The organism is Campylobacter cuniculorum DSM 23162 = LMG 24588 (assembly GCF_002104335.1).
GTDB classification, from domain to species: Bacteria; Campylobacterota; Campylobacteria; order Campylobacterales; family Campylobacteraceae; genus Campylobacter_D; species Campylobacter_D cuniculorum.
Window position 1 is genome coordinate 292,425 of sequence record NZ_CP020867.1, and the last position, 25,262, is coordinate 317,686.

A 25,262-nucleotide genomic window follows, 5' to 3' on the forward strand; every position below is an offset into this window, starting at 1 on the left:
AAGACAATGATTATTAAAAATGCAAAAATTTATGGTAAGGCTCCAAAGGATATAATCATAGAAAATCAAATCATCACTCGTATTCAAGAATGTGGCTTAAAACACGACCAAAAAGAGGTTTTAGATGCTAAAAATCTCACTCTTTTACCTTCTTTTGTCGATTTAAATGTTCATTTAAAAAATGATAAATTTTCTCTTGCAAATTTAGAACTTTTAGAAAAAGAATGCTTAAAAGGCGGGATTGTAGCCATTATTTTACGCGATGTTATGGATTTTGATGAGGAAAGTTTTGAATTGTTTTTGCAAAATTTAAAACAAAAAAAACTTAGAATTTTTACAAGCATTAAGGTCAAAGAAAATAAAAATTTAGCCACTTTGATTAATAAGGGAGCTTTTTGTTTAGAGCTTGAAAGTTCGCTTAATGCTAATCTTTTAAGATTGAGTATGCAATATGCTTTGATGAAAGATGTGCCGATTTTCGTTCGTTGCTATGATGAGGATTTTGATGACAATGGAGTGATGAATGATTCTGCTATGAGTTTTGAACTAGGACTTTCTGGAATGAGCAGGGTGGCTGAATTGAGTGAGGTTGCAAAGATTAAAGAAATTGCAAAATTTTATAAAAGCAAGATAGTCTTTGACCTTTTAAGTCTTAAAGAATCTTTGAATTTACTCTCCTCAAAAGAACTTGCTCTCGTGGGTTTGCACCATTTAATCAAGGATGATAAAAATTGCGAGGGTTTTAACACAGCAGCAAAGATTATGCCTCCACTTAGGACTTCTAAAGATGTGCTTTTTTTAAAAAAAGCTCTCAAACAAGGAAAAATCAAATTTTTAAGTGCAATGCATAGCCCAAAATCCATCTCTTTAAAAGATTTAGCCTTCGATGAAGCTGCATTTGGAATTCATAGCATTTGTGAATTCATTAGTCTTTGTTATACTTTTTTAGTGAAAGAAAATTTTTTATCCTGGGAGGAGCTTTGTAAGGTTACGAGTTTAAATCCTTCCGAGTTTTTAGGCTTAAATAGCGGGGAGATTAAACCCGGAAGAGAGGCTAATTTTGTGCTTTTTGATGAAAATGAAAGTTTTAAGCTCAATTCAAGCTCCCTTTATGCTAAAGACACACTTTTTGGTGTGCCAAAACATCATATCTTGCAAGGAGAGGTAATTTTTTAGTTTTCTTCTTTTTTACTTTTCTTCTTTTCAGCCTTTTTCTTTTTACTTTTCTTCTTTTCAGCCTTTTTCTTTTTAGTTTTCTTTGTCTCAATTTCTTCATTTTCTTCTATGAATTCTTCTATATCTTCTATGTCTTTTGTATAAATGATTTCAATAGCTTCTATAATTTCTATAGAAATTTTTTCTATGAAAGAGCTGTCATTGAGTATTGAAATTCCCTCTGCTGCAGTAATTTTTTTATCTGCAATTAAATTTTCTATCTTTTTTAAGACCCGAGTGTCGCTTTCTTTAAGTATTTCCTTAGCCTTTGTAAAATTCTTAATGATTAAATATCTTTTCTCTTTTTTCATTATTTTAAGCTCTTCTATACTTCTTAAAAGCTCTCCTAAATTTTTTCTCATTATATTGTATTCTTCGGCTAGTTCGTGATTGGATGAGGCTGAATATTTTTTTATATTATTTTGGATAATTTTAAGGTCTTTACTGGTTTCAGTTAAATTTTTTGAAGCCATTTTAAGAGCAAAAATTTCGTGATTTTTTTCTTCATCGTTAGTGTAAGATTGCATTTTTGTAGAAAAATCTAAAATGGCTTCAAAGAGTACTTTAATTTTTATTTTATACAAATAATCCAAATTTACATCTTTTTTATAAATCCATTTTTCTGTTCTAATCAGCTCATCAAAACTTTTATCTCCTTTTATATCACTTTGTTTAAAACCTATGGAATGAGCGATGATTCTACAAGCATTATTGCATAAATGTTCGCTTTCTTTTCTTAAGGCTTCAATGGCTGTGTCTGTGTATTGCACGAGATTTGGTTCTAAATATAAAGGCTCATCCATATCTTTATCTTTAGCAGTTTTGATAAATTTATCCAAAAAAATCACAATTTTATCAATAAAAGCACTAAAAAGTAAAATAGCTGTAAGGTTAAATAGAGTATGAAACAATGCAGTTTTTAAAGCAAAATTTTCCGCACTTATGTTAAGTATATTTGCACTCAAATCCACCAAATGCACAAAATAAGGAAAAAAAGCGATGATAATAACAGCAATACCAAAATTAAAAATACAATTTGCAAGGGCAAGTTTTTTTCCTTCCACATTAGCACTCAATGAAGCGAGTAAGGCTGTAACAACTCCGCCCACGCTTGTTCCTAAGGTTGCAGCTAAAGCATTTTCATAGTGAATTTGTCCAGAGATTAAAGCGGAGATGATTATGGCTAAGGTTGCGTGGCTTGATTGCACGACTCCGGTTAATAAGGCTCCAAGTCCTACGAAGATTAAAATCCCTTTAAAGCCGTCAAAATTAAAACGAGAAAGGTCTAAAATATGCTTTACACTTTCAAAACCATTTTTAATATAATCAACCCCTAAAAAGAAAAAACCAATCCCCATAAAAACCATTCCAATGCCTTTAAAGAGCTTATCTTTTTGGAAAAATAATAAAACCCCAATCACAATAAGAGGAGTAGCAAGCACCGAAATATTAATACTTGTAAGTCCAACAATGAGCCAAGAACCCGCACTATTGCCTAAATTTGCACCAAATAAAATTCCAATGCCTTGAGTTAAAGAGATTAATCCTGCTGACAAAAAAGATATAGAAATAACTGAAATGAGTGTTGAAGATTGCATAATTATAGTGCTTATGACACCAAAAATAATGCTTTTTGGCTTTGTATTTGTCGATCGTGCTAAAATCCTTTCTAAAAAACCACCGCTAAAGGTTTTAAAACCATCACTTAAATTCATCATACCAACAAGTAAAATTGCCACACCTGCTAAAATACTTGCAAGCTCTTTATAAATGAGTAAAACATAAGTTAAAAGCACAACAAGAAGAACTAAAATCCATTGTTTATAGTATTCTAAGCCTATGGTCTTGATTTTTTGCATTGTTTTCCTTTTTTAGATTTTAAGAATTTTTGAGTCTTTGAAATTCTTGCATTAAATCTTGTCTTAAATCTTCACTGATTTTTTCACTTTCCTCCAGATATTTAAGAATTAAATTCTCTAATTCTTTTAAAAAGCCAAAAAGCTCACTCTGCCAAATGCTGTCATTTTTTTTACTCAAATTCATTGTTTGGATGAAAACTAATTCCCTATTTAAATCTCCTAATTTTTCTAAAAATTCGCTTTTTTTTGTCTCATCTAAGAGTTTAAAATTCTCATTTTCTAAATCTTCTCTAAGCTCTTTAATTTTTTGGTCAATATAATCGCAAAATTTAGGATAAAGCTCCGCTTTAATAGGTTCTATCAAAGCTTTTTCATCAACATTTAAAGTGAGTTTTTTCACAGCAAAATAAAGCAACAAAAAAGCAAGAGCTGAAATAAAAATATAAATTTCTATCATAAATCAGCCCCTAAGCCTAACATTCCACCGGCTAAATTCACTCCAATAATGCCCAAATGTTCAGCCACTATTTGTGCTGCTATCTTGCTTCTGTGTCCGCTACGACAAATGAAAGCGGGTTTTTTACTTGCATCAAAGTTTTTTTGAAATTCTTTTAAGAAATTTTCATTAAAAGAACCAAAATCATCTAAAAGAGCAACGCATTCTACCCCCTTTAAAATCCCATTTTCCCATTCTGATGGACTGCGGACATCAAAAATTTGATAATCTTTTAGACTTAAATCCTCTAAAGAAAGATCTTGTATCAAGCCAGAGCCTTTGTGATAATTTTGCCAAGAATTTGATTAAATTGTGCAGGATTGTCTATACCCATTCCTTCACTAAGTTTTGCCATATTAAGCACTAAGGTGGCTATATCGGGCGTAAAGCTTTGATTTTCTTTGAGTTTTGTGAAAATGCTATGCTTTGGATTAAGCTCTAAAATTGGTTTAACTTCTTGCTCTTGTCCCATTTGCTTAAGAAGCTGTTGCATCGCAAAATCTGGCTTATTTTTATCATAAACAATACAGCTTGGACTATCACTCAATCGTGAAGTTAAGCGAACATCTTCAACTTCATCTTTTAAAAGTTCTTTAAATTGAGCTAAGAGCGGAGCGAAATTTTGCTTTTCTTCATCGCTTAACTCGTTTTTATTCTCAACTTGATTAATCGCTGTGAATTTTAAACCTTCAAATTCGTTAAGCATAGGCATAATTAAAGAATCAATTTCATCAGCTAAAAGCAAAACTTCTACATCTTTTTGTTTGTATTCTTCGAGCAAAGGTGAAGTTTTGAGTAAATTTTCATTGTTTCCTGTGATATAAAAAATCTCTTTTTGTTCTTTTTGTATATCATTTTTGTATTCTTCTAAAGAGCGTAAATTTTCTGCTTTTGTGGTTTTATAAAGCATTAATTTTAAGAGTTTATCCTTATTTTCTCCAAAGCCATAAAGACCCTCTTTAAGCACTTTTCCAAAAAGTTTAAAAAATTCCAAATACTTATCTTTATCTTTTTCTTTTAATTTTTCAAGTTCGCTTAAAATTTTTTTAACACTTGATTCTTTGACGGCTTTTAGAATTTGATTTTCTTGCAAAATTTCACGGCTTACATTAAGAGGTAAGTCCTCCACATCGATAATCCCCCTTACAAATCTCAAATAAGTCGGTAAGAGTTCTTTGTCATCATCGCTAATAAAAACCCTTTTAACATAGAGTTTTAAACCGCTTTGATAATCCACTCTAAAAAGGTCAAATGGAGCCTTTGAAGGGATAAAAAATAAAGAATTGTATTCAAGTTTGCCTTCTGATTTTGTGTGAATGTGAAGCAAAGGTTTATTGCTATCATGGAAATTTTGCTCATAAAATCTTTCATAATCCTCCGCTTTTAAGCTTGATTTTTGCATTCTCCAAAGAGCATTAGCTTTATTGATTTGAGAAATTTTTAGCTCATTTTTGCCTTCTTTTTCATCTCCTTCTGGTGCAATGTATTCTTCTTTTTCCATAAAAATCGGAAATTGTATGTGGTTAGAATACTTTTCAACTATGCTTTCAATCCTATAAGAATTTAAAAATTCTTCATCTTTTAAATGTAAAATAACCACCGTGCCTTGCTCTTCTTTTTTATCCTCTTTTATCTCATAACCGCTTGCATCAGAACTCCAAAGATAAGCCTTTTCATCCAAGGCTTTTTTGCTTAAAACTTCTATTTTATCTGCAACCATGAAAGCAGAATAAAAACCCACACCAAATTGCCCTATGAGTTGTGAGTCTTTTTTAATATCTCCGCTTAAATTTTCTAAAAAACTTTTTGTCCCGCTTTTTGCAATGGTGCCTAAATTTTCTATCATATCTTTTTCATTCATTCCTATGCCATTATCGCTTATGCTTAAAGTTTTTGCATCTTTATCGAGTTTAATTTCAATTTTTGGTTCGAATTTAAGATTTTTATAAGCATCATCACTCACACTTAAAAAATTAAGCTTATCTAAAGCATCGCTTGCATTTGAAATGAGTTCTCTTAAAAAAATTTCTTTATTTGAATACAAAGAATGTATCATAAGTTGCAAGAGTTGATTGACTTCGGTTTGAAATTGCATTTTTATCCTTTAAAATTAAAATTTGCGTATTTTATCAAAAAATTTAAAATTTATGAATAACAAAATGGATTTAAAATTTTATTCAAACTTAAAAAACAATGCAAATTCCTTAATGAAAGTGTTAATGAAACAATATAGATTTTTCTATAAAGAAAATTCTTTTTGCTTCTTAAGTGAAAATAATTGATAAAATTTAAGCAATATTTTGCTAGAAAATTCATTTAAAAACTAAAGAACCAAGCCATATCGCAAATAAGCAAAGTCCTACATTTAAGAAGACATTAAAAATCAAATGAATATAAGAATGATTTTGCAAAAAGAGTAAATTCTCATAAGAAAAAGCTGAAAAAGTTGTGAAAGCTCCTAAGAATCCTATACCGATAAAATTTTTAACCAAAGCAGAAATGCCCTTATTTTGGGCATAAAAAAATAATATCCCCATTAAAAATGAACCTAAAACATTCACAAAAAGAGTTGCGAGAAAGAAGTAAGATGGGGGCAAAATTTTATGGATAAATTCAAAGCTTAACATTCTTAAAATTGCCCCTAAAAAGCCGCCCAAGCCTACCATTAAACATGTGAGCATTTTATTCTTCCTTTTTATTGTTTAAAGCTCTTTCTTCATCTAAGATTTTTTGCATATTTTTTCTCGTATTTTCAAGCCATTTTTCATCATCTGTGTCAATTAAATTCATACAGATGATTTTAAGAATTCCGCCACTTGCTGTAAAATTTTTAGTGTCTAAAATTTTTGCAGAATCTACGATTAAGATAGGCTGAACTTTTAATTTTAATTTCTCTGTTAAGATTTTTGCTCCACTTTGAAATTTTAATAATTTTTGCGTTTTTGAGCGAGTGCCCTCTGGAAAAATGGCTAAAACTCTACCTTCATTAAGACTTTGCTTTGCTTCTTTTAAAATACGCACCAAATCGCGAGGATTTTTTCTATCGATACAAAGAAATTTAGGTTTTTTCATGGCTATTTTAAACACAGGAATTTCGGCTAATTCTTTTTTAGCTATCCATGCTAAATTTTTTGGAAAAAGCTCTTCTAAAGCAATAATGTCCAAAGTACTTTGATGATTGATGATAAGCATTGAGGCTTGTGGATTAAATTCTCCTACAAGTTTGATTTTATAATGAATGATGTATTTTTGAGTTTTTGCCCAAAATTTACGAATTTTCCAAAGAGTATTTTGATTTTTTGTAAAACAAAAAGCGAGTAAAACTAAAGCAACACTAAAAACAAAAAAAATCCAAAAATAAAGGGCTTTAATTCTTTTGTAAATTTTCACGATTCACCCAACCTATTTTTCCATTTTCTAATAAAATTTTAATATAATTTTCTCTTTGATTTAAAATTTCTACCTCTTCATTTGAATTTGCTGTATAAAAATAAGTCGAAGGTGTGGTCGGTAAAATTTTTACCTTAGTGCCGGCTTTTAAAATACCACTATGAGTGCTTGTATCAACTAAAAAACTTAAGGCAAAACAAATAAGAGCTAAAAACAAAACAATAAAACTTCGCGTAAAAATAAAAATGATAGCAAAAAGAAAGGACAAAATCCAAAGTCCGTATTGTTTATAAACATTAAAATCTTTATTTGTGGGATTTAAATCACTTTGAGTGCTGATTTCATCATCGCTAATCTTAAGTTCTAAGTTAAAATTTTCAAGTTTTTTTGTGTCCTTATTAAAATAAGAAAATTCAAAACGATTTTTATAATCGGGAAAAATAGCGTAATAAAATGCGTTTGAAACATTAAAATCACCTTTGAAATTTTCTATGCCTTGCTTGGGTATATTGTCTATATAAAAGCCTTTAAGATTTGCATTTGTGGCATTAAGCTCGAGCATCATAATGAGATTTTTATCATCAAAATAACTTGTTTTGATTTTTTTAATTTCTAAAGAACTAGCCACAATATGAGAGAAATTTTTATTTGTGGGAGTAAGCTCAAATTGTATGGGATTGATTTTAAGACTTGCTTCTTGAAACATTTCTTTATTTCTCGTCAATTGCACAAAAATTTGCTCTAAATTTGCATTAGAATTTTTGGCTATGAAACAAAGATTTGTTTCATAGCTGTCTTCTAGTTTTTTCCATTTGGGGTTTGGATTTAAAAATTCTAATTCTTTATTTTTCTCCACACTTAACTCAAAATCAAAATTTGTATTTTCTGTGGTTTTAGCATAGAGTTGAATGCAAAAAACCTCTCCGACATAAACTTTATGAGGATAATCTTGAGTGCTTAACACTAAAGAACTTTGAGGGATAAAAGGATCTTCTACATTGCTCTCAAAATCTTCTTGTTCATCGCTTGGTGCAATGTTTTGATAAATTCTTTGTTCTTCTTTGGCTAAATTTTGTATTTTATTTCCTTCCTCAAAATTATGGATTTCATTTTCAGAAAAAAGATTTAAGGTCAAAAGAAAGAAAACAAATAAAAATCTCAAATCATAAAACCTTCTAACATTTTTAAACCCACATTTGAACCCAAAAGCTCTTCACAAGCTCTTTCAGGATGAGGCATAAGTCCAAAAATTTTTTTATTTTCATCGCAAATTCCTGCTATATCGAGGATTGAACCATTTGGATTGTCTATATATTTTAAAAGGATTAAATCTTTATCTTCTAATTCTTTTAAGGTCCTTTCATCTGCGAAATAATTTCCCTCGCCATGAGCAATGGGTAAGATAATTTGCTCATCTTTTTTAAATTTTCTTAAAAAAACATTATCATTTGAAACAATCTTTAAAGCTTGATTTTTGGATATAAAGCTTAAATTTTCATTGTGTATCATCGCACCTTTGAGAAGTTTAAGTTCTAAAAGCATTTGAAAACCATTACAAATTCCTAAGATAAACCCTCCTTTTTTTGCGTGTTCTAAAACTCCTTGCATTGCAGGAGCAAATTTTGCAATGGCTGCAGACCTTAGATAATCTCCATAAGAAAACCCTCCGGGCAAAACCACTAAATCGGCTTTAAATTTTTTTTCCTCATGCCAAATGAGCTCCACTTCGGCTCCGATTTTTTCAAAAGCATAAACGGTGTCAAATTCGCAATTTGTCCCCGCAAATCTTATAATAGCAACCTTCATAAAACCAACTCATAATCTTCAATCACACTATTAACAAGCAATTCTTCGCACATTTGAATCACTTCTTTTTTAGCTTTTTCTTTGTCTTTTTCATCAAGTTTGATTTTAATTTGTTTGGCAATTTTTACTTCGCTAACTTTGTGGAAATTTAAAGAATGCAAAGCCTTTTGAATCGCTTTTCCTTGAGGATCTAAAACACCTTCTTTGAAAAATATATTAACTGTTATTTCCATGATTTGCTTTCAACTTAAAATTCTTTTTAACACTTCTTCATAAGCCATTTTAACATTTCCTAAATCTTGTCTGAATCTGTCTTTATCAAGTTTTTCATTTGTATTTTTATCCCAAAATCTGCAACTATCAGGACTTATCTCATCGGCTAAGATTATTTTTCCTTCTTTATCGATACCAAATTCAATTTTAAAATCTATCAATCTTAAATTTTTAGAATCAAAAAATTCCAGCAACACAGCATTGATTTTTCTTGCAAGAGTTTTAAGCTCTTCAATTTGCGTTTTATCTTTGACTAAATTAAGAATAAGACAATGTTCATCATTGATAAAAGGATCGCCTAAGCTGTCATCTTTTAAACAAAATTCAACCAAAGTAAAGGGCAAAATTTCTCCATCTTTTATCCCAAGTCTTTTGGTCAATGAACCTGTAGCAACATTACGCACTATCACTTCAATAGGAATGATTTTGCATTTTTTAACTAGCTGTTCGTTTTCACTGATAGTTTGGACTAAATGAGTAGGAATTCCTTGCTTTTCTAGCAAATGAAAAAGTGCGGTGCTGATTTTACAATTCAAAGCCCCTTTACCCTTTTCATTCCCTCTTTTTTCAGCATTAAAAGCGGTTAAATCATCTTTAAATTCTGTGATAAGAAAATGTTCATCTTCAGTTTTAAACATTTTCTTACCTTTGCCCTCATAGAGCAATTCTTTTTTGGTCATTTAAATTCCTTATTTATATTTAAAGTTTTTATTGTATCAATTGCACATTTGAGTTGAGCGTCTTCATTGATTTGTTTTTGAGTGATGAAATTTTTATCATCTTTTTGTTCGGTTTCATTATTTTTCTTATCAAGTTTTTCAAGTTCGCTTTGAAGATGCTGTTTTAAATCGCTCTCTTTAATGCTAAAATTATCTTCAGCAGTATTTACCTTACCCGGAAAAATTTCAATATCAGGTTTAACTCCTACAGCTTGTATGGTTCTGCCACTTGGGAGATAATATCTTGCTATGGTTAGCCTTAAAGCTTCTGTTTTATTAATCGGTATGATTTGTTGCACACTGCCTTTTCCAAAGGTTTTTTCACCGACAATGACAGCTCGTTTTAAATCTTGCAAAGATCCGCTAACAATCTCACTCGCACTCGCACTTCCGCCATTGACTAAAACGACTAAAGAGCTGTTAGAAATTTTCTTTTTAGGATCAGCTTTATATTCTTGATTTTCGTTTTGAATGCGACCCTTTTGAGAAACGATGACTCCTTCATTGACAAATAAATTTGTCAATCCTATGGCTTGATTTAAAAGTCCGCCCGGATTATTTCTAAGATCAAGTATCACTCCTTTAACCTTTGGGTATTTTTTAAGCTCTTTACTTGCCTCATCTATAACATTTTTATCAAAATTTGTGACTCTTAAATAGAGTATGTTTTCATCTTTGATTAATTTTGCATAAACGCTATCAACTTTAATAATATCTCTTGTAAGAACTACATCAAAAGGCTTTGAGGCTCCTTGTCTGAATATGGTTAAAGTAACTTGAGATTTAGGTTTTCCACGCATTTTATCCACAGCATCATTGAGTGAAATTCCCAAAGTTGCTTCATCGTTGATTTTAAGGATAATGTCTCCAGATTTTATTCCAGCTTTGTCTGCAGGAGTTCCTTCGATTGGAGAAACGACGGTTAAAGCACCATCTTTCATTCCCACCGTGATACCAAGCCCACCGAATTCCCCATTAGTTTGAATTTTCATATCATTAAAATCTTTCTCATTGAGAAAAGAAGAATGGGCATCCAGATTGCTTAAAAGCCCTGAAAGAGATTTATCAACCAAATCACTAATATTTTGTTCATCAACATAATATTGCTCAACGATAGCTAAGGTTTTAGTGAGTTTATCCAAGGCTTCAAGACGTTGTGTTACTTGAGCATTATCGGTTTTAGCTTGTAAAGAACTTGCTAAAAAAACACAAAGAGCTAAAGCACTAATAAATCCTACAAATGTGGCAAAAAATCTTTTGGTTTTCAAAATAAACTCCATTTTTAATTTTTTAGGACTAAATTTTAATGAAATTTGTTTAAAGAAATGTAAATATAAGAGTAAAATATTATATTTTTCAAAAAAGATTTGCATTTCATAGAATTTAAAACATTTTAATAAAGACCTTTTACAAGTTATAATCATAATATAGATTTTTTAATCTCAAAAGATAAAATTGAAGCGATAAAAATTTAAAAAATATTAATATAATTTTTATTGAGGAGCAAGAAAAATTATGAAATTTTTATGTTAAAATTAATAAAGCTTATAGGGCTTATTTTAAGGAAAATATAATGAAAAAATCAAAACATATTGAAAACGCACACACTCATCATCATTCTTCAAAACACATCAAAGCAGTTTCAAATCGAATCAGTCGCACTATAGGGCATTTACAAGCTGTTAAAAGAATGGTTGAATCGGATAAGGATTGTAGTGAAATTTTAATTCAACTCGCTGCAGTTAAAGCAGAGGTTAATAATACAGCAAAGGCTGTTTTAAAAGAGCATTTAGCCCATTGCATGATTCATGCTGTATTAGAAGAAGACTCCCAAAGTATAGAAGATTTAAAAAAAGCTATAGATATGTTTGTAAAATAAATTAAATAAATCTTATAAATAAACTTGACATTATTTGACTAAAGTTATATAATATCATCTGTATAAAATTATATTAAGGATAAGAAATGGCAAATTTACAAGATTTTTTAACTGATTCTATGCTTTCAAATTTAGAAAGTGCAGTTTCTCTAGCAATACATTCTAAAAATAATGAAGTGCTTCCTTTGCATCTATTTTGGGCTTTAAATGTCGATAGCAGTAGTCTTTTAAATCAAGTTTGCAACAAATACAATGTTTCAAAAGAGGCTTTAGAACTTCAGATTAAGAGTCAAATTGCAAATTTAGCCACAAGCTCAAATGTCAATAAAGAAAACATAAGAATTTCTCATCAAATGCTTAATTCTCTTGAAAATGCTAAGGGTTTAATGAATGCAAATGGTGATACTTATTTGGCTGTGGATACTTGGCTTTTAAGTGAAAGCGATAGTGGGATTGTGAAAGAAATTTTATCTCAATTTATGGATTTAACCGAATTTAAAAAAGAGCTTCAAAATCTTAGAGCAGGACGCAAAATCGAAAATAAAACAAGTGATGAAACCCTTGATTCTCTTAATAAATTTGGTATTGATTTGACTCAAAAAGCAAGAGAAGGAAAGCTTGATCCTATAATCGGCAGAGAAGAAGAGATTGAAAGAGTGATGCAAATTCTTATACGCAAAACCAAAAATAATCCTATATTATTAGGTGAGCCCGGAGTTGGAAAAACAGCGATTGTAGAGGCTTTGGCTCAAAGGATTGTTAAAAAAGATGTGCCAACGTCTTTAAGAAATAAAAAAGTTATCAGTCTGGATATGAGTGCTTTAATTGCGGGAGCAAAATACAGAGGAGAATTTGAAGACAGACTTAAAGCTGTGGTGAATGAAGTGATAAAAAGTGAAAATATTATCTTATTCATCGATGAAATTCATACCATTGTAGGAGCGGGAGCAAGTGAGGGAAGCATGGATGCTGCAAACATCTTAAAACCTGCCCTTGCTAGAGGAGAACTTCACACCATAGGTGCAACCACTTTAAAAGAATACCGCAAATATTTTGAAAAAGATGCAGCCTTGCAGAGGAGATTTCAACCCGTCAATGTCCCTGAACCAAGCGTTAATGAAGCCTTAGCAATGCTTAGAGGAATCAAAGAAAAGCTTGAAATTCACCATAATGTTAGCATAGCTGATAGTGCTTTGGTTGCTGCGGCAAAACTTTCTAAAAGATATATAGCGGATCGTTTTTTGCCTGATAAGGCTATTGATTTAATCGATGAGGCTGCAGCTGAACTTAAAATGCAGATTGAAAGTGAGCCAAGCTCTCTAAGAAAGGTGCGTAAAGATATAGAAACCTTAGAAGTAGAAAATGAAGCCCTAAAGATGGAAAATGATGAAAAAAATCAAAAAAGACTCGATGAAATTTCTAAAGAACTTGCAAATTTAAAAGAAAAACAAGGGACTTTAAATTCTCAATTTGAAAATGAAAAAGCCGTTTTTGATGAAATCAGTGCAAAAAAGAAAGAGAGGGATAGCCTTAAAATGGAGGCAAGTTTTGCTAAGGACAGAGGAGAATTTCAAAAGGCTGCTGAACTTGAATATGGTAAAATTCCAAGTCTTGAAAAAGAGCTTTTAAATTTAGAGGAAAAATGGAAAAATATGAGTGAAAACGGGGTTTTGCTAAAAAATCAAGTTGATGAGGACTTAGTTGCTGGAATTTTAAGCAAATGGACAGGAATTAGTGTGCAAAAAATGCTCACTTCAGAAAAACAAAAATTCTTAAATGTTGAAAAGCATTTAAAAGAAAGTGTTGTGGGACAAGATAGGGCTTTGAGTGCTTTGGCTAAGGCGATTAAACGCAATAAAGCTGGATTGAATGAAGGCAATAAACCTATAGGCAGTTTTTTGTTTTTAGGTCCTACGGGCGTGGGAAAAACACAATCTGCTAAGGCTTTGGCAAGTTTTTTATTTGATGATGAAAAAGCAATGATACGTTTTGATATGAGTGAATTTATGGAAAAACATAGCGTTTCAAGACTTTTAGGAGCACCTCCGGGTTATGTGGGACACGAAGAAGGGGGTGAGCTTACTGAAGCGGTGCGTCGCAAGCCTTATAGTGTGCTTTTATTTGATGAAGTTGAAAAGGCTCATCAAGATGTTTTTAATGTGCTTTTAGGGATTTTAGATGATGGTAGGGCAACAGATAGCAAGGGAATCACGGTGGATTTTAAAAATACTATCATTATTTTAACTTCAAATATCGCTTCACATGCTATTATGAATTTAACAGGTGAAGAGAGAGAAGATGCTATTAAAAACGAGCTTAGAACCTTTTTTAAGCCTGAATTTTTAAACCGCCTTGATGATATTATTACTTTCAATGCTTTAGGTAAAGATGAGGCTTATGAGATTGTCAAACTTTTATTTGTATCTTTACAAAAAAATTTGGCAAATAAGGGCATCAAAGCGACTTTGAGTGAAAATGCTGCTTTATTTATCGCAAAAGATGGTTTTGACCCAGATTTTGGTGCAAGACCGCTTAAAAGAGCGATTTATGATAGGATAGAGGATAAACTTAGTGATATGATTTTAGCTGATGAATTGAGTGAAAATGCAGAAATTTTAATCGACGCAGATGATAAAGATATAGTGATTAAAAAACTCTAAAAATTCAAAGGTGCGAAGAGTCTTTTGCACCTTTATTCTTAAAAAAACTAAGTTTTGAAAAATAAAAATATAAAAAATACTATACCCAATAAAAGATTAATAAACGCAAAACCTAAAGTGATACAAATGAGAATTCTAAGTTGTTTAACTTTACGCCAAAGATATCTTGATTGTAAAAGTGTATTAAAATACGCTAAAGAAGAATTCGTGTAGGAATTGATACGTAAAAGTTCTTTGTCCGCTTTATCTTTATACACAAAAACATGCATCCACGCACCAAAATCTCCTAATAAATTTTCATAAATATAACCCAAATTTTCTAAATATTTTTTTATAGGAGCAAGATGAGCGTAGTCATTTGCTTCTAAATAAATCAGCGGTTTATCTTTAAGCAAACTTTGCTTTGCACCCTTTAAAACTTCAAGTTCCATACCTTCAACATCAATTTTCATTAAAACAATTTTTTCTTTAAATTCAAAGCTGTCGATACTTTTACATTCTATGAAGGCATTTTCATCTTCAATCAAATGCATATTCCCAAAATTTCCGGGATTTTCCTTACTCATAGTTGCTTTGTGGGAATGACTTGAAATACCATAGGGAAAAATTTTAACCCTCTCTTCAAAATGATTGATTTTAACATTTTCTTGAGCGATTGCGAAGATTTTAGGATTTGGTTCAAAACCTATAACTTTGATACCATGAGCAGCAAAAAAACAAGTATGATTACCGATATTCATACCTATATCAAGCACAATCTCCCCCCCCCCTCGTTTATTTTTTCATCTTTGAGTTTTGTGAGCATATGTTGCAGTAAATCAAGCTCATAAGGGCTTTTCGTCATATAAATATGCCTTTGAATCATATCTGTATCTTTAAAGGGTAAAAACATTTTATATTTCAATTCATTGATACAAAGTTCTGTTTGCATTTTCTCTCCGTATTTAAGTAAGTTTTTAATAATTTTAACATAAATTTAGTTTATTAAAGTTATAAAAGCTTTTTATTCTTATAAATTTTGTATGTTTTATAATATAAAAATAACAAAAAATTAACAAGTAATATTATTTTAAGCAAAATATATGATATAATATAAGCTGTTTTTTAAATATTTTAAATTTAAAAGGAGAAGAGTCGATGCACCCAGGTAATGTATTAAATTACGACTATACGGTTGCAAAATGTTTTATGTTTGCTGCCATATTGTTTGGGATTGTAGGTATGGCTATAGGGAGTTTTATAGCTTTTCAGATGGCATATCCGGATCTGAATTATTTAGCAGGTGAATACGCAACTTTTTCAAGACTTAGACCTTTACACACTTCGGGTGTGATTTTTGGTTTTATGCTTTCTGGGATTTGGGCGACCTGGTATTATATAGGACAACGTGTCCTTAAAGTCAGTATGGCAGAATCCGGGTTTTTAATGTTTATAGGCAAACTTCATTTTGTGCTTTACATGGTTTTAATGGTGATAGCTGTTATAACTCTTTTTGCAGGTGTAAGCACTTCAAAAGAATATGCCGAACTTGAATGGCCTTTGGATATTTTGGTGGTTTTGGTTTGGGTTTTATGGGGTGTGAGTATTTTTGGACTCATTGGAATTCGCCGTGAAAAAACCCTCTATATTTCGATTTGGTATTATATTGCAACTTTCTTAGGGATTGCAATGCTCTATCTTTTCAATAATATGGAAGTGCCAACTTATTTTATAGCAGATATGGGAAATTGGTGGCATTCTGTTTCTATGTATGCAGGGACTAATGATGCTTTGGTGCAATGGTGGTATGGACATAATGCCGTTGCTTTTGTCTTTACGGTTGGAATTATTGCCCAAATTTATTATTTTTTACCAAAAGAAAGTGGGCAAGCTATTTTTTCTTATAAACTTTCTTTATTCGCATTTTGGGGACTAATGTTTGTTTATTTATGGGCTGGAGGACACCATCTTATTTATTCTACTGTTCCTGATTGGATGCAGACTATGGGTTCAATTTTTTCAGTAGTGTTAATCCTTCCTTCTTGGGGTTCAGCAATCAATATTTTACTCACAATGAAAGGAGAATGGACACAACTTAGAGAAAATCCATTGATTAAATTTATGATTCTTGCATCAACTTTTTATATGTTTTCAACTTTGGAAGGTCCTATTCTTTCGATTAAATCTGTTAATGCTTTAGCACATTTTACAGATTGGATTCCAGGGCATGTCCATGATGGAACATTGGGTTGGGTTGGTTTTATGACTATGGCTGCACTTTATCATATGACTCCTAGAATTTTCAAAAGAGAGCTTTACAGCAAATCTTTAATGGAAGCTCAATTTTGGATTCAAACGACAGGAATTGTGTTGTATTTTGCATCAATGTGGATTGCAGGTATTACGCAAGGTATGATGTGGAGAGCCACAGATGAGTATGGTAATTTGCTTTATACTTTCATCGACACAGTTGTAGCGATTATTCCTTATTATTGGATTAGAGCAATTGGTGGTTTATTGTATGTTATAGGTTTCTTTATGTTTGTTTATAATATTTACAAATCTGTTTCTTGTGGTAGAGAGCTTGATAAAGAACCAAAAAATGCCTCACCTATGGCAGCATAAAAAGGAGAAAAAATGTTTAGTTGGTTAGAAAAAAATCCATTCTTTTTTGCTGTGGCGGTTTTTATTGTAATCGCTTATGCGGGCGTCGTTGAGGTTTTGCCAAGTTTTGCAGACAATGCAAGACCGATTGAAGGTAAAAAACCTTATTCGGTTTTACAACTTGCAGGGCGTCAAGTGTATATCAATGAAAGCTGTAATGCTTGTCATTCGCAACTCATTCGTCCTTTCAAATCTGAAACCGATCGCTATGGAGAGTATTCTAAGAGTGGTGAATTTGCTTATGATAGACCTTTCTTATGGGGTTCTAAAAGGACAGGACCAGATTTAGCACGTGTAGGAAATTATAGAACAGCTGATTGGCATGAAAATCATATGTTTGACCCAACTTCAGTCGTTCCCGGTTCCATTATGCCAGCATATAAGCATATGTTTAATAAAAATGCCGATATTGAAACAGCTTATGCAGAGGCTGTAACGGTTAAAAAAGTTTTCAATGTCCCTTATGATGTTGAAGGACAGACAAAACTAGGCACTTGGCAAGAAGCAAGTGAGGAAGTTCAAGCTGAAGCTAAAATTATCGTTGATCAGATGAAAAATCAAGAAATCAAAGATGCTTTTGCAAGAGGTGAAATCAGAGAAATTGTTGCTTTAATTGCCTATCTTAATAGCTTAAAGTAAAACGATGGAAAATTTGGAAACGATTTTTGCTGTGATTAAAAATTTAATTACATTTAATTTATCGGCGATTCAAAAACATGAGTGGGAGCTTTTCCAAGGCTATGGTTTTTTTATGCTTGTAGTTTTTTTGGTAGTAGTTTTATACGCATATTGTTTTCATCTTTACAGGAGTGAAGCAACAGGCGAAAAAAATTATGAAAAATATGCTAAACTCGCTCTTGAAGATGATATTGATGATAGTGTTTTAGAAAATAAAAGGAGTGCTTGATGCAATGGTTAAATTTAGAAGATAATGTCAATCTTTTGTCTTTGATTGGAGCTATTCTCATCATTTTAATCACGCTTGTGGTTGTGGGTAGAATGTTTCAACAAATGAAAGAGACAAAAGGCGAAGCTGAATTAAGTGAGCATAATTGGGATGGCATAGGAGAATATAAAAATGCTGTTCCTTTGGGTTGGGCTATTATGTTTTTACTTTTGATTGTTTGGGCAATTTGGTATTTCTTATTAGGGTATCCTTTAAATTCTTATTCTCAAATTGGTGAGTATAATCAAGAAGTTGCCGCACACAATGCAAAATTCCAAGAAAAATTCCATAATCTCTCTGCAGATGATAAGGTTGCAATGGGAGAGAATTTATTCTTAGTTCAATGTTCAGCTTGTCATGGAATTACAGGAGATGGAATCAATGGAAAGGCTCAAAATTTAGGTGTTTGGGGTTCTGAAGAGGGAATTATCGAGGTTTTAAACAAAGGCTCAAAAGGTATGAATTACGCAATGGGAGAAATGGCACCAGCAGCTGACCTCGGCGTAAATGCAGAAGACGTTCCAGCCGTAGCTGCTTATGTGGCTAAAGAAATTTCTGCGATTAAAAAGACAGCCAACGAAAATTTAGTGGCTCGTGGGAAAGAAGTTTTTGCAACTTGCACCGCTTGTCATGGAGAGGATGGCACAGGAGTGATTGGTGGCGAGGTTATGGCACCAAATTTAACTCAATATGGTTCTGCTGAATTTGTTGTTGATGTGTTAAATCGCGGTAAAGATGGCAATATAGGTGTAATGCCTAAGTTTAGTAGCAATATTTTAAATGATATTCAAAAACAAGCAGTTGGCGAATATGTAATTTCTCTTTCAAGAGGTGAGTGATGGAAAATACAAACAGATGCGTATTCTCCCTTTCGGGAGTTACAGGGATGTTGATTGCAACGGTTTTATTGCTTACAATTTTAGTTTTATTAACGATTTGGGGGATTAAAGCTCAACAAGAGGTGATGCAAAAGCCTTATATTTTTAAAGACGCCCAAAAGGTTCAAATGATAGGTTCTAAGTCTAGTGATCATAGGGTTATAAAGGAAATACGATGAGTAAAGCAATAGAATATTTAATTATTATCGGCTTAATTGTTACTGCTGTGATTACAGCGTGGTCGGTTTTGACTCAAAATCATCTTACTATAGGATGAGAAAAATTTTAAAAGGCGGCATTTTGATTGCCGTCTTATTTATACCTTTACAAATTTTTGCCTTTGAAGCTGTTGTTTATAATGAAAATGTTTTAAGTCAAAAGGTTAGTGAAGAATTAAATCTTATAGGTCAAGAGCTTTATGATAAAACAGGCATTCATCTTTTTGTAGCTGCAGGGGCTTCAACTCCCTTAGAAGAGCTTTTAAAAAAGCAAGATGAACTTCCAAAACCTAATGTTTTGCTTGTGCTTTCTCAAAATTCTCATAAAGTCGATATCGTTGGCTCCCAAGAGGCTTTAACATTTTTTGATAAAGAAGCAGTTTTAAGTCCATATCCCGGAACAGGAACCATACTTCCTATTTTAACCTCTCATAAGGGGCAAGATGTTTTTAACGCCGCAATTCTCAATGGCTACGCTGATATTGCAGACAGACTTGCAAAGTATTTTGGTCTGAAACTCGAGCATTCCATAGGCAATGCAAATCGTGATACAATAAATATTTTAAGAATTCTCTTTTATGGTTTCATTTGCTTTGCTTTGTTATACTATGTCCAAAGGAAAATGAAAAGAGCAAGACATGTCTAAAGATAAAACCTTTTGGCCCTATGGAATTTTATTGTCTATTTTGGCTATTATTATTGCTTGTATTGTAACTATTGTTTATGCAAGCCGTTATCCGGTTTATGAGGATGATTTTTACTTAGATTCATATCAAAATATAGATTATCATTTTAATGAAATTCAACGAAAGCAAACGAATTTTAATCAACTTTTCAATCTATCTTTTCAAAATGATAAAATCACAATTTTAGGCAAAAGAAAAATAAAATCTTACGAGGTTTCATCTGCAGAACTTTTGCATTTTAAGATAGAAAAACTTGCTAATTTAAATCCTAATATATTAAAAACTCAAATTTTACTTACAAGACCTCATCAAAACACTCAAGATCAAGTTCTTCAAGCAAAGATTGAAAAGGATACTTTAAACATTCAGCTTCCAAATGAACTTGAAAGTGGCAGATGGCAACTTAAAATCAAACTCATTGCAGATGATGAAGCAATAGGTTTTTACAATTTTGAACTTAAAATTCCATGAAACTTTTGGTTTTTAGCTCTTCAAGAAAGATTAAAGAATACTATAATTCTTTTAAGAATCAAGATTCTTTGATTGATAATGCAATTTTAATCGAAGATTTTTTGGAAAATGTTTGCTTGGTTAAAGGACGCAAAGCAAGTGAATATGAGAGTTTGCTGTTCATGCAAGAAGCTTGTAAGCAAAGCAAGGATTTAGAGCAAAAATTAGGAATTTCAAGCGAATTTTTCGCTTTTTTAAGAAACAATGAATACCTCTTTTCTTTTTTTAAAGAACTCTGTCTTGAAAAAAAAGATATACAAGAGCTTAAAAATAACGATTATTACGCAGCTTACAACGAGCATTTAGAGATTTTAGATGAGGTTTTAAAAAATTATTTGAATCTTTTAAAAACACAAAATTTATATGATAATCTTTCTTTGATTAGGGATTATTTTATTCATTGGGATTTTTTAGAGGATTATGAAAGCATAATTTATGATATGCAAGGTTTTTTAAGCACTTTTGAGAAGGATTTACTCAAAGAACTTTCAAAACGAAAGTCTGTAATCTTAAAATTTAATACAAGTGTGTTTAATTTAGAATATCTCAAAAGTTTGGATTTTCTAGAGCATTTGAATTTAGAGATAAACAAAAGCTATGAATTTAATATAAGCACCAAAGAGATGTTAAAGCAAGACGCGTTTGATTCTAAAAATACTTCGATTAAGGTGCAAAGTTTTGAGCTAAGAAGCTTACAAGTGGCTTATGTGATGAATGAAATTGCAACTTTCATTCATGAAGGATTGAAAGCTGAAAATATTGTTGTTATAACGCCTGATGAGAGTTTTTGCGAACTTTTAAAGCTTTTAGATAAAAACAATAATCTTAATTTTGCAAGTGGAAAAAGCATACAAGAGAGTGAATTTTATCAAAAATTAAGAGCCTTGTATTTGAGTGCGAATTTAGAGGATTTTGATTTTAATGAAACGAAAGATTATTTTGAAGATAAAAAAACGATTTTTGATTATCATAATAGTCTTTTGCATTATTTTGAGCTAGAATTTAAAGAATTTAAAAGGCATTTCAATCAAAAATGCGATTTAGAATATTTTAATGCTCTGCTTGAAAGGCTTTTAGAAAATGAAAATGATGAATTAAAATTTCTTATTAAAGAGCAAATGCTTTTTATTGCAGATTTATTTAAGAATCAAACCTTGAAATTAAAAGAGCTTTTAGAACTTTTTTTAATACAAATTAAAAGTTTAAAACTTAGCAGTGTTGGTGGTGGAAAAGTAGTTGTTATGGGACTTTTGGAGAGTAGGGGGCTTTGTTTTGATGGAGTGATTATCGTTGATTTTAATGACGATATTATACCAAAAAGAAGTGTCAATGAATTGTTTTTAAACAATGAAATTCGTAAAAATTCCGGACTCATTTCTTATGAGAGAAGAGAAAATTTGCAGAGATTTTATTATGAAAGTTTGATGAAAAATGCTCAAAAAATTTCAATTTCTTATGTGGAAAATGAAGAAAAAATCAAATCGCGTTTTTTAGATGAATTAGCTTTCAAGTGCGATACTCAAACAGAATTTACGCAAAAAGCTTATTTACAGGCTTTAAAATTTGATTATAAGCCTATAAAACTTGATTTAAAGCCTTTAGATGCACCCGTTTTAAAACACAAGCTTTTTGATAAACCTTTATCTTTTAGTCGTTTGAATCTATTTTTAAAGCAAAAAAGGACTTATTATTATCGTTATATTTTAAATCTTTTAGAACCACGAGCATTTTTAGAACAGAATAGGGCAAAAAATTTAGGCATTTTAATCCACAAACTTTTAGAGCTTTATTATAAAAACAATGAAAAAAATCATTTTGATGAAAAGAAATTTTTAATTTTGCTTGAAAATGAGAAACACACTATAAACGCATTAGATTTTGAGATTTTAAAGCTTAAATCTCATCATTTTGCACAGAGTGAAAAGAAACATTTTGAGCAAGGATTTAAGGTGAGTGAGCTTGAGTATAAAATCAGTGAAGACAATCCTAAAATATTTCAATTTCAAACCCCTTTGGGACAGGTTAAAAGCGTTGATTTAATCGGACAAATCGATAGAATTGATACATTGTTAGGGAAGGATAAACTCATCATTGATTATAAAAATGGAAAAATTGAAGAAAATTCTTATCAACTCGCTTTTTATAAGGCTTTGAGTTTTGAAAATGCAGATGCGAAATTTTATGATTTGAATGATTTTGTTTTAAAAACGGGTAAAAATACTAAGACCTTAGAGGAGCTTAAAGAGCTTTTTAGTGAGCTTTTAGAGCAAGATGAGTTTGAATTTGAAAATGAAAAAGATACCTATTGTCCCTATAAGCTCATTTATAAAAAGGATTTAAAATGAGTGAATTTAAACCTTTTTTAGCCTTAGAAGCGAGTGCGGGAAGTGGAAAAACTTTCGCTTTAAGTGTGCGTTTTGTGGCTCTTATTTTGATGGGAGCAAAAATCAATGAAATTTTAGCCCTAACCTTTACGAAAAAAGCGTCTAATGAAATGCAAAAAAGGGTGATTGAAACCTTTCTTCATTTTGATAAAGACGCTAAAAAAGCCGAGTGTGAGCAACTCTGTCGCTTTTTGCAAAAAAGCAAAGAAGAACTCATCGCTTTAAGAGATAAAAAAAAGCAAGAATTTTTGCGTCAAAACCTTAAAATTTATACCTTTGATGCTTTTTTTGGCAAAATTTTAAGAAGTTTTGCTTTGAATTTAGGTTTGATGAGTGATTTTAAGAGCAGTGAAAATGAACTTGACATTAAAGCTGTTTTTTTAAGAATTTTAAATCAACAAGAGCTTGAGGATTTAGCTCATTATATCGTAGAGCTTGATAAGCGAGAAGATTTTTTTGAGGAGCTTGAAAATTTATACCAAAATGCTTATTTTAAAAAATGTGAAAACATTCAAAAACCAAGTCAAATTCAAATCAATCAAAGCTATGAAGAACTAAGGGCTTATTGCTTAAGTCTTAATGATAAGAGATTGAGTGCAAATTTTGACGATGAAAAACTTAATTTAGAAGAATTCTTAAAAAAAAGTTTTATGGATAAATTTGAAACAACGCAATATTTAAAAAAACTTGGAGAAAAAGATGAAATATTGAGAGAAAAAAGGCAAGCTTTTTTGACAGCTTTAAATGCTTATGCTTTGGAGCTTGAAAGTTTTAAGATTGCGAAATTAATGAATTTGCTTGAGCATTTTTCTTTGGCAAAAAATCAAATCCACAAAGAAAAAAATGTCTTAAGTTTTGCAGATGTCAGCAAAAAAGTGCTTGAGCTTGTCCAAAGTGAGCTTAAAGATATGATTTATTTTCGTCTTGATGGCTTTATTGCTCATCTTTTAATCGATGAATTTCAGGATACAAGTGTCATACAATACCAAATTTTAAAGCCTATTATTTGCGAACTTGTTTCAGGTGAAGGCGTGAGAAAATTTCGCAGCTTTTTTTATGTAGGAGATAAAAAACAAAGCATTTATCGTTTTAGAAAAGGCAAAAAAGAATTATTTGACCTTCTTAAGCGAGAATTTCCTCAAATTCAAAGTGATAGCTTGGATACTAATTATCGTAGCACAAAAGAAATAACAAATTTTATCAATACAATTTTTAAGGATAAATTTTTAAATTATATCCCGCAAAAAACTCCAGATGATGAGCATAAAAAAGGTGGTTTTGTGCGTGTTGTAAGCTCAAAAGAACAAACAAAAGAAGAGATTAAAATAAAAACCTTAGAGGCTTTAGAGGAGCAAATTAAATTTTTGCGAGAAAAAAATATGCAAGAGCCTTGCATTTTATGTTGGAAAAATGATGATTGCGACCTTGTTTTGGATTTTTTAAGAACAAAACATATTAATGCTTTCACTCAAAGCAATATTTTGCTTGAAAACAAAGCAAATGTGCGTTTATTGCTTGAATATGCGAAGTATTGTATATTTGGAGATGAATTTTACTTGCATTTTGTTCAAGCTTTAACAGGTGTAAAAATGTCAAGATTAAAGCTTGATTTGAGTAAGAATGCGGCTGAAAATGTGCTTTATTTGATTAAAAAACTCAAGCTTGATTTAGCTGATGCGGCTTTGATTCAGTTTTTAGAATACGCACAGGATAAGGAGAATTTTTTAGATCTTTTGTTTGAACCTTGTCCTTTGAAGATTGTCAATGAGCAAAATTTGGGCATTAGCATTATGAGTGTGCATAAGTCTAAGGGCTTGGAATTTGAAAATGTGATTTTGCTTGATAGTCTTTCAAAGCCTAAAACGAATTCGAGTAAGATTTTATTAGAATATGATATTGATGAGGGTTGGGAGCTTAAAATTAAAGACAAATTGCGTAAAAATGACTCTGATTATAAAAAATTTTTAGACAAAATTCAAAAAGCCGAGCTTGATGATGATATTAATAAGCTTTATGTTGCAATGACTCGGGCGAAAAAATCTTTGATTATCATTAAGAGGAATGAAGCTTGTATCGATGGAAATCATCCGAGCTATTTTAATTCTGATGTGTATTTAAATTTGCAAGAGCAGGATTTAGGAATTTTAGAACAAGAAGAATTAAAAATTCAAAAGAAAAATTTCACAAGCAAAGATAAGTTGCCACATTGCATTAAAGTGGGTTTGCAAGAGCTTGAAACTCAAAAGAATTATGAGACAAAACAGAGTTATTTTGGTGAGGCTTTTCATTATTTTATGCAAAATATCAATCTTAAAACGAAAGCAAATTTCACAAGACTTTGTGAGAGGCTTGAAAATAAATTCAGATTTTTAGATAAAAATGAAGTTAAGGAGCTGATTTTAAGGATTGAAAATCTTTTAAACAATGATACTTTTAACAAACTTCTTAAGGATAAAAAGCTTTTAAAAGAACAGAGTTTTAGCTTTAAAGGACAGATTAAAAGACTTGATTTACTTGCTTTAGGTGAAGATGAAAATTTCATCATAGATTATAAAACGGGTAAAAGTGCCACAGATGAGCATAAAAATCAAATTATTTTTTATAAACATGCTATTTGTGAAATTCTTAAAAAAAATACAAGGGCTTTTGTTGTATATTGTTTAAAAAATCAAATTGAAATTATAGAGCTGTGATTGATGA

Annotated in this window: 26 protein-coding genes; 13 read left to right on the top strand and 13 right to left on the bottom strand. The window is 31.1% G+C overall.

Translation table 11 applies throughout. The features are described 5' to 3' along the window. The first annotated feature begins 6 nt into the window (after positions 1 to 6). Positions 7 to 1,176 (top strand): amidohydrolase family protein, encoded by a 1,170-nt coding sequence (locus tag CCUN_RS01545; protein ID WP_027305271.1) that lies wholly within the window; start codon positions 7 to 9, stop codon positions 1,174 to 1,176. On the opposite strand, the gene CCUN_RS01550 is transcribed toward CCUN_RS01545, so the two are convergent. The 11 genes from CCUN_RS01550 to CCUN_RS01600 form a co-directional block, all read right to left on the bottom strand. After that, positions 1,173 to 3,074 (bottom strand): Na/Pi cotransporter family protein, encoded by a 1,902-nt coding sequence (locus tag CCUN_RS01550; RefSeq protein ID WP_084483657.1) that lies wholly within the window; start codon positions 3,072 to 3,074, stop codon positions 1,173 to 1,175. The two genes, CCUN_RS01545 and CCUN_RS01550, sit on opposite strands and share 4 nt — an antisense overlap. A 19-nt stretch (positions 3,075 to 3,093) precedes the next feature. Further along, complete coding sequence (locus CCUN_RS01555; protein ID WP_027305270.1) at positions 3,094 to 3,531, bottom strand: hypothetical protein; 438 nt, start codon at positions 3,529 to 3,531, stop codon at positions 3,094 to 3,096. Beyond that, complete coding sequence (locus CCUN_RS01560; RefSeq protein ID WP_027305269.1) at positions 3,528 to 3,839, bottom strand: rhodanese-like domain-containing protein; 312 nt, start codon at positions 3,837 to 3,839, stop codon at positions 3,528 to 3,530. Before CCUN_RS01560 ends, CCUN_RS01555 begins: the two co-directional genes overlap by 4 nt. Beyond that, entirely contained in the window at positions 3,836 to 5,665 is a 1,830-nt protein-coding gene (gene htpG, locus CCUN_RS01565; protein WP_027305268.1) for a molecular chaperone HtpG, read from the bottom strand. Before htpG ends, CCUN_RS01560 begins: the two co-directional genes overlap by 4 nt. A gap of 217 nt (positions 5,666 to 5,882) precedes the next feature. Continuing rightward, positions 5,883 to 6,251 (bottom strand): fluoride efflux transporter CrcB, encoded by a 369-nt coding sequence (crcB, locus tag CCUN_RS01570; protein ID WP_027305267.1) that lies wholly within the window; start codon positions 6,249 to 6,251, stop codon positions 5,883 to 5,885. Between the two features lies 1 nt (position 6,252). Then, positions 6,253 to 6,960 (bottom strand): lysophospholipid acyltransferase family protein, encoded by a 708-nt coding sequence (locus tag CCUN_RS01575; RefSeq protein ID WP_232087697.1) that lies wholly within the window; start codon positions 6,958 to 6,960, stop codon positions 6,253 to 6,255. Further along, on the bottom strand, positions 6,938 to 8,122 hold the full coding sequence (locus tag CCUN_RS01580) for an SH3 domain-containing protein (RefSeq protein ID WP_027305265.1): 1,185 nt from the start codon (positions 8,120 to 8,122) through the stop codon (positions 6,938 to 6,940). Before CCUN_RS01580 ends, CCUN_RS01575 begins: the two co-directional genes overlap by 23 nt. Continuing rightward, positions 8,119 to 8,766, bottom strand: a complete 648-nt coding sequence (gene purQ / locus CCUN_RS01585) for a phosphoribosylformylglycinamidine synthase subunit PurQ (RefSeq protein ID WP_027305264.1) — start codon at positions 8,764 to 8,766, stop codon at positions 8,119 to 8,121. The genes CCUN_RS01580 and purQ overlap by 4 nt, the downstream gene beginning before the upstream one ends. Beyond that, positions 8,763 to 8,999 (bottom strand): phosphoribosylformylglycinamidine synthase subunit PurS, encoded by a 237-nt coding sequence (gene purS, locus CCUN_RS01590; RefSeq protein WP_027305263.1) that lies wholly within the window; start codon positions 8,997 to 8,999, stop codon positions 8,763 to 8,765. Before purS ends, purQ begins: the two co-directional genes overlap by 4 nt. Before the next feature lie 9 nt (positions 9,000 to 9,008). Next, the gene (purC, locus tag CCUN_RS01595) at positions 9,009 to 9,719 is read right to left on the bottom strand and encodes a phosphoribosylaminoimidazolesuccinocarboxamide synthase (protein WP_027305262.1); all 711 of its coding nucleotides are present in this window, start codon (positions 9,717 to 9,719) and stop codon (positions 9,009 to 9,011) included. Further along, positions 9,716 to 11,038: a S41 family peptidase gene (locus tag CCUN_RS01600; protein ID WP_088245161.1), complete on the bottom strand. Its 1,323-nt coding sequence runs from the start codon at positions 11,036 to 11,038 to the stop codon at positions 9,716 to 9,718. The genes purC and CCUN_RS01600 overlap by 4 nt, the downstream gene beginning before the upstream one ends. Before the next feature lie 293 nt (positions 11,039 to 11,331). Between CCUN_RS01600 and CCUN_RS01605 the strand changes: the two genes are divergently transcribed. After that, positions 11,332 to 11,637: a metal-sensing transcriptional repressor gene (locus tag CCUN_RS01605; RefSeq protein WP_035175651.1), complete on the top strand. Its 306-nt coding sequence runs from the start codon at positions 11,332 to 11,334 to the stop codon at positions 11,635 to 11,637. An 86-nt stretch (positions 11,638 to 11,723) separates the two neighbouring features. Next, entirely contained in the window at positions 11,724 to 14,297 is a 2,574-nt protein-coding gene (locus CCUN_RS01610; RefSeq protein ID WP_035175649.1) for an ATP-dependent Clp protease ATP-binding subunit, read from the top strand. 47 nt (positions 14,298 to 14,344) lie between these two features. On the opposite strand, the gene CCUN_RS01615 is transcribed toward CCUN_RS01610, so the two are convergent. After that, positions 14,345 to 15,052 (bottom strand): FkbM family methyltransferase, encoded by a 708-nt coding sequence (locus CCUN_RS01615; protein ID WP_125921754.1) that lies wholly within the window; start codon positions 15,050 to 15,052, stop codon positions 14,345 to 14,347. Further along, positions 15,040 to 15,228: a hypothetical protein gene (locus CCUN_RS01620; RefSeq protein WP_027305258.1), complete on the bottom strand. Its 189-nt coding sequence runs from the start codon at positions 15,226 to 15,228 to the stop codon at positions 15,040 to 15,042. The genes CCUN_RS01615 and CCUN_RS01620 overlap by 13 nt, the downstream gene beginning before the upstream one ends. A gap of 206 nt (positions 15,229 to 15,434) precedes the next feature. Between CCUN_RS01620 and ccoN the strand changes: the two genes are divergently transcribed. From ccoN to CCUN_RS01665, 10 genes are read left to right on the top strand one after another with little or no spacing between them, the layout of a single operon-like run. Then, positions 15,435 to 16,901, top strand: a complete 1,467-nt coding sequence (ccoN, locus tag CCUN_RS01625) for a cytochrome-c oxidase, cbb3-type subunit I (protein ID WP_027305257.1) — start codon at positions 15,435 to 15,437, stop codon at positions 16,899 to 16,901. A gap of 12 nt (positions 16,902 to 16,913) precedes the next feature. After that, positions 16,914 to 17,579 carry a cytochrome-c oxidase, cbb3-type subunit II gene (ccoO, locus tag CCUN_RS01630; RefSeq protein WP_027305256.1) on the top strand — a complete coding sequence of 222 codons (666 nt, stop codon included), beginning with the start codon at positions 16,914 to 16,916 and terminating at the stop codon, positions 17,577 to 17,579. A 4-nt stretch (positions 17,580 to 17,583) separates the two neighbouring features. Next, on the top strand, positions 17,584 to 17,847 hold the full coding sequence (locus CCUN_RS01635) for a cytochrome c oxidase, cbb3-type, CcoQ subunit (RefSeq protein ID WP_027305255.1): 264 nt from the start codon (positions 17,584 to 17,586) through the stop codon (positions 17,845 to 17,847). Beyond that, positions 17,847 to 18,725 carry a cbb3-type cytochrome c oxidase N-terminal domain-containing protein gene (locus CCUN_RS01640; protein ID WP_027305254.1) on the top strand — a complete coding sequence of 293 codons (879 nt, stop codon included), beginning with the start codon at positions 17,847 to 17,849 and terminating at the stop codon, positions 18,723 to 18,725. Before CCUN_RS01635 ends, CCUN_RS01640 begins: the two co-directional genes overlap by 1 nt. Next, on the top strand, positions 18,722 to 18,943 hold the full coding sequence (locus tag CCUN_RS01645) for a DUF4006 family protein (RefSeq protein ID WP_174564650.1): 222 nt from the start codon (positions 18,722 to 18,724) through the stop codon (positions 18,941 to 18,943). The genes CCUN_RS01640 and CCUN_RS01645 overlap by 4 nt, the downstream gene beginning before the upstream one ends. Continuing rightward, positions 18,940 to 19,041, top strand: a complete 102-nt coding sequence (locus tag CCUN_RS09560) for a hypothetical protein (RefSeq protein WP_088245160.1) — start codon at positions 18,940 to 18,942, stop codon at positions 19,039 to 19,041. Before CCUN_RS01645 ends, CCUN_RS09560 begins: the two co-directional genes overlap by 4 nt. Continuing rightward, the gene (locus tag CCUN_RS01650) at positions 19,038 to 19,628 is read left to right on the top strand and encodes a hypothetical protein (protein WP_027305252.1); all 591 of its coding nucleotides are present in this window, start codon (positions 19,038 to 19,040) and stop codon (positions 19,626 to 19,628) included. The genes CCUN_RS09560 and CCUN_RS01650 overlap by 4 nt, the downstream gene beginning before the upstream one ends. Next, the gene (locus CCUN_RS01655) at positions 19,621 to 20,139 is read left to right on the top strand and encodes a FixH family protein (protein ID WP_027305251.1); all 519 of its coding nucleotides are present in this window, start codon (positions 19,621 to 19,623) and stop codon (positions 20,137 to 20,139) included. The genes CCUN_RS01650 and CCUN_RS01655 overlap by 8 nt, the downstream gene beginning before the upstream one ends. Next, a complete protein-coding gene (locus CCUN_RS01660) occupies positions 20,136 to 22,523 on the top strand; it encodes a PD-(D/E)XK nuclease family protein (protein WP_027305250.1) in 2,388 nt (795 codons plus the stop codon). The genes CCUN_RS01655 and CCUN_RS01660 overlap by 4 nt, the downstream gene beginning before the upstream one ends. Beyond that, positions 22,520 to 25,255: a RecB-like helicase gene (locus tag CCUN_RS01665; RefSeq protein WP_027305249.1), complete on the top strand. Its 2,736-nt coding sequence runs from the start codon at positions 22,520 to 22,522 to the stop codon at positions 25,253 to 25,255. The genes CCUN_RS01660 and CCUN_RS01665 overlap by 4 nt, the downstream gene beginning before the upstream one ends. Positions 25,256 to 25,262: the final 7 nt, after the last annotated feature.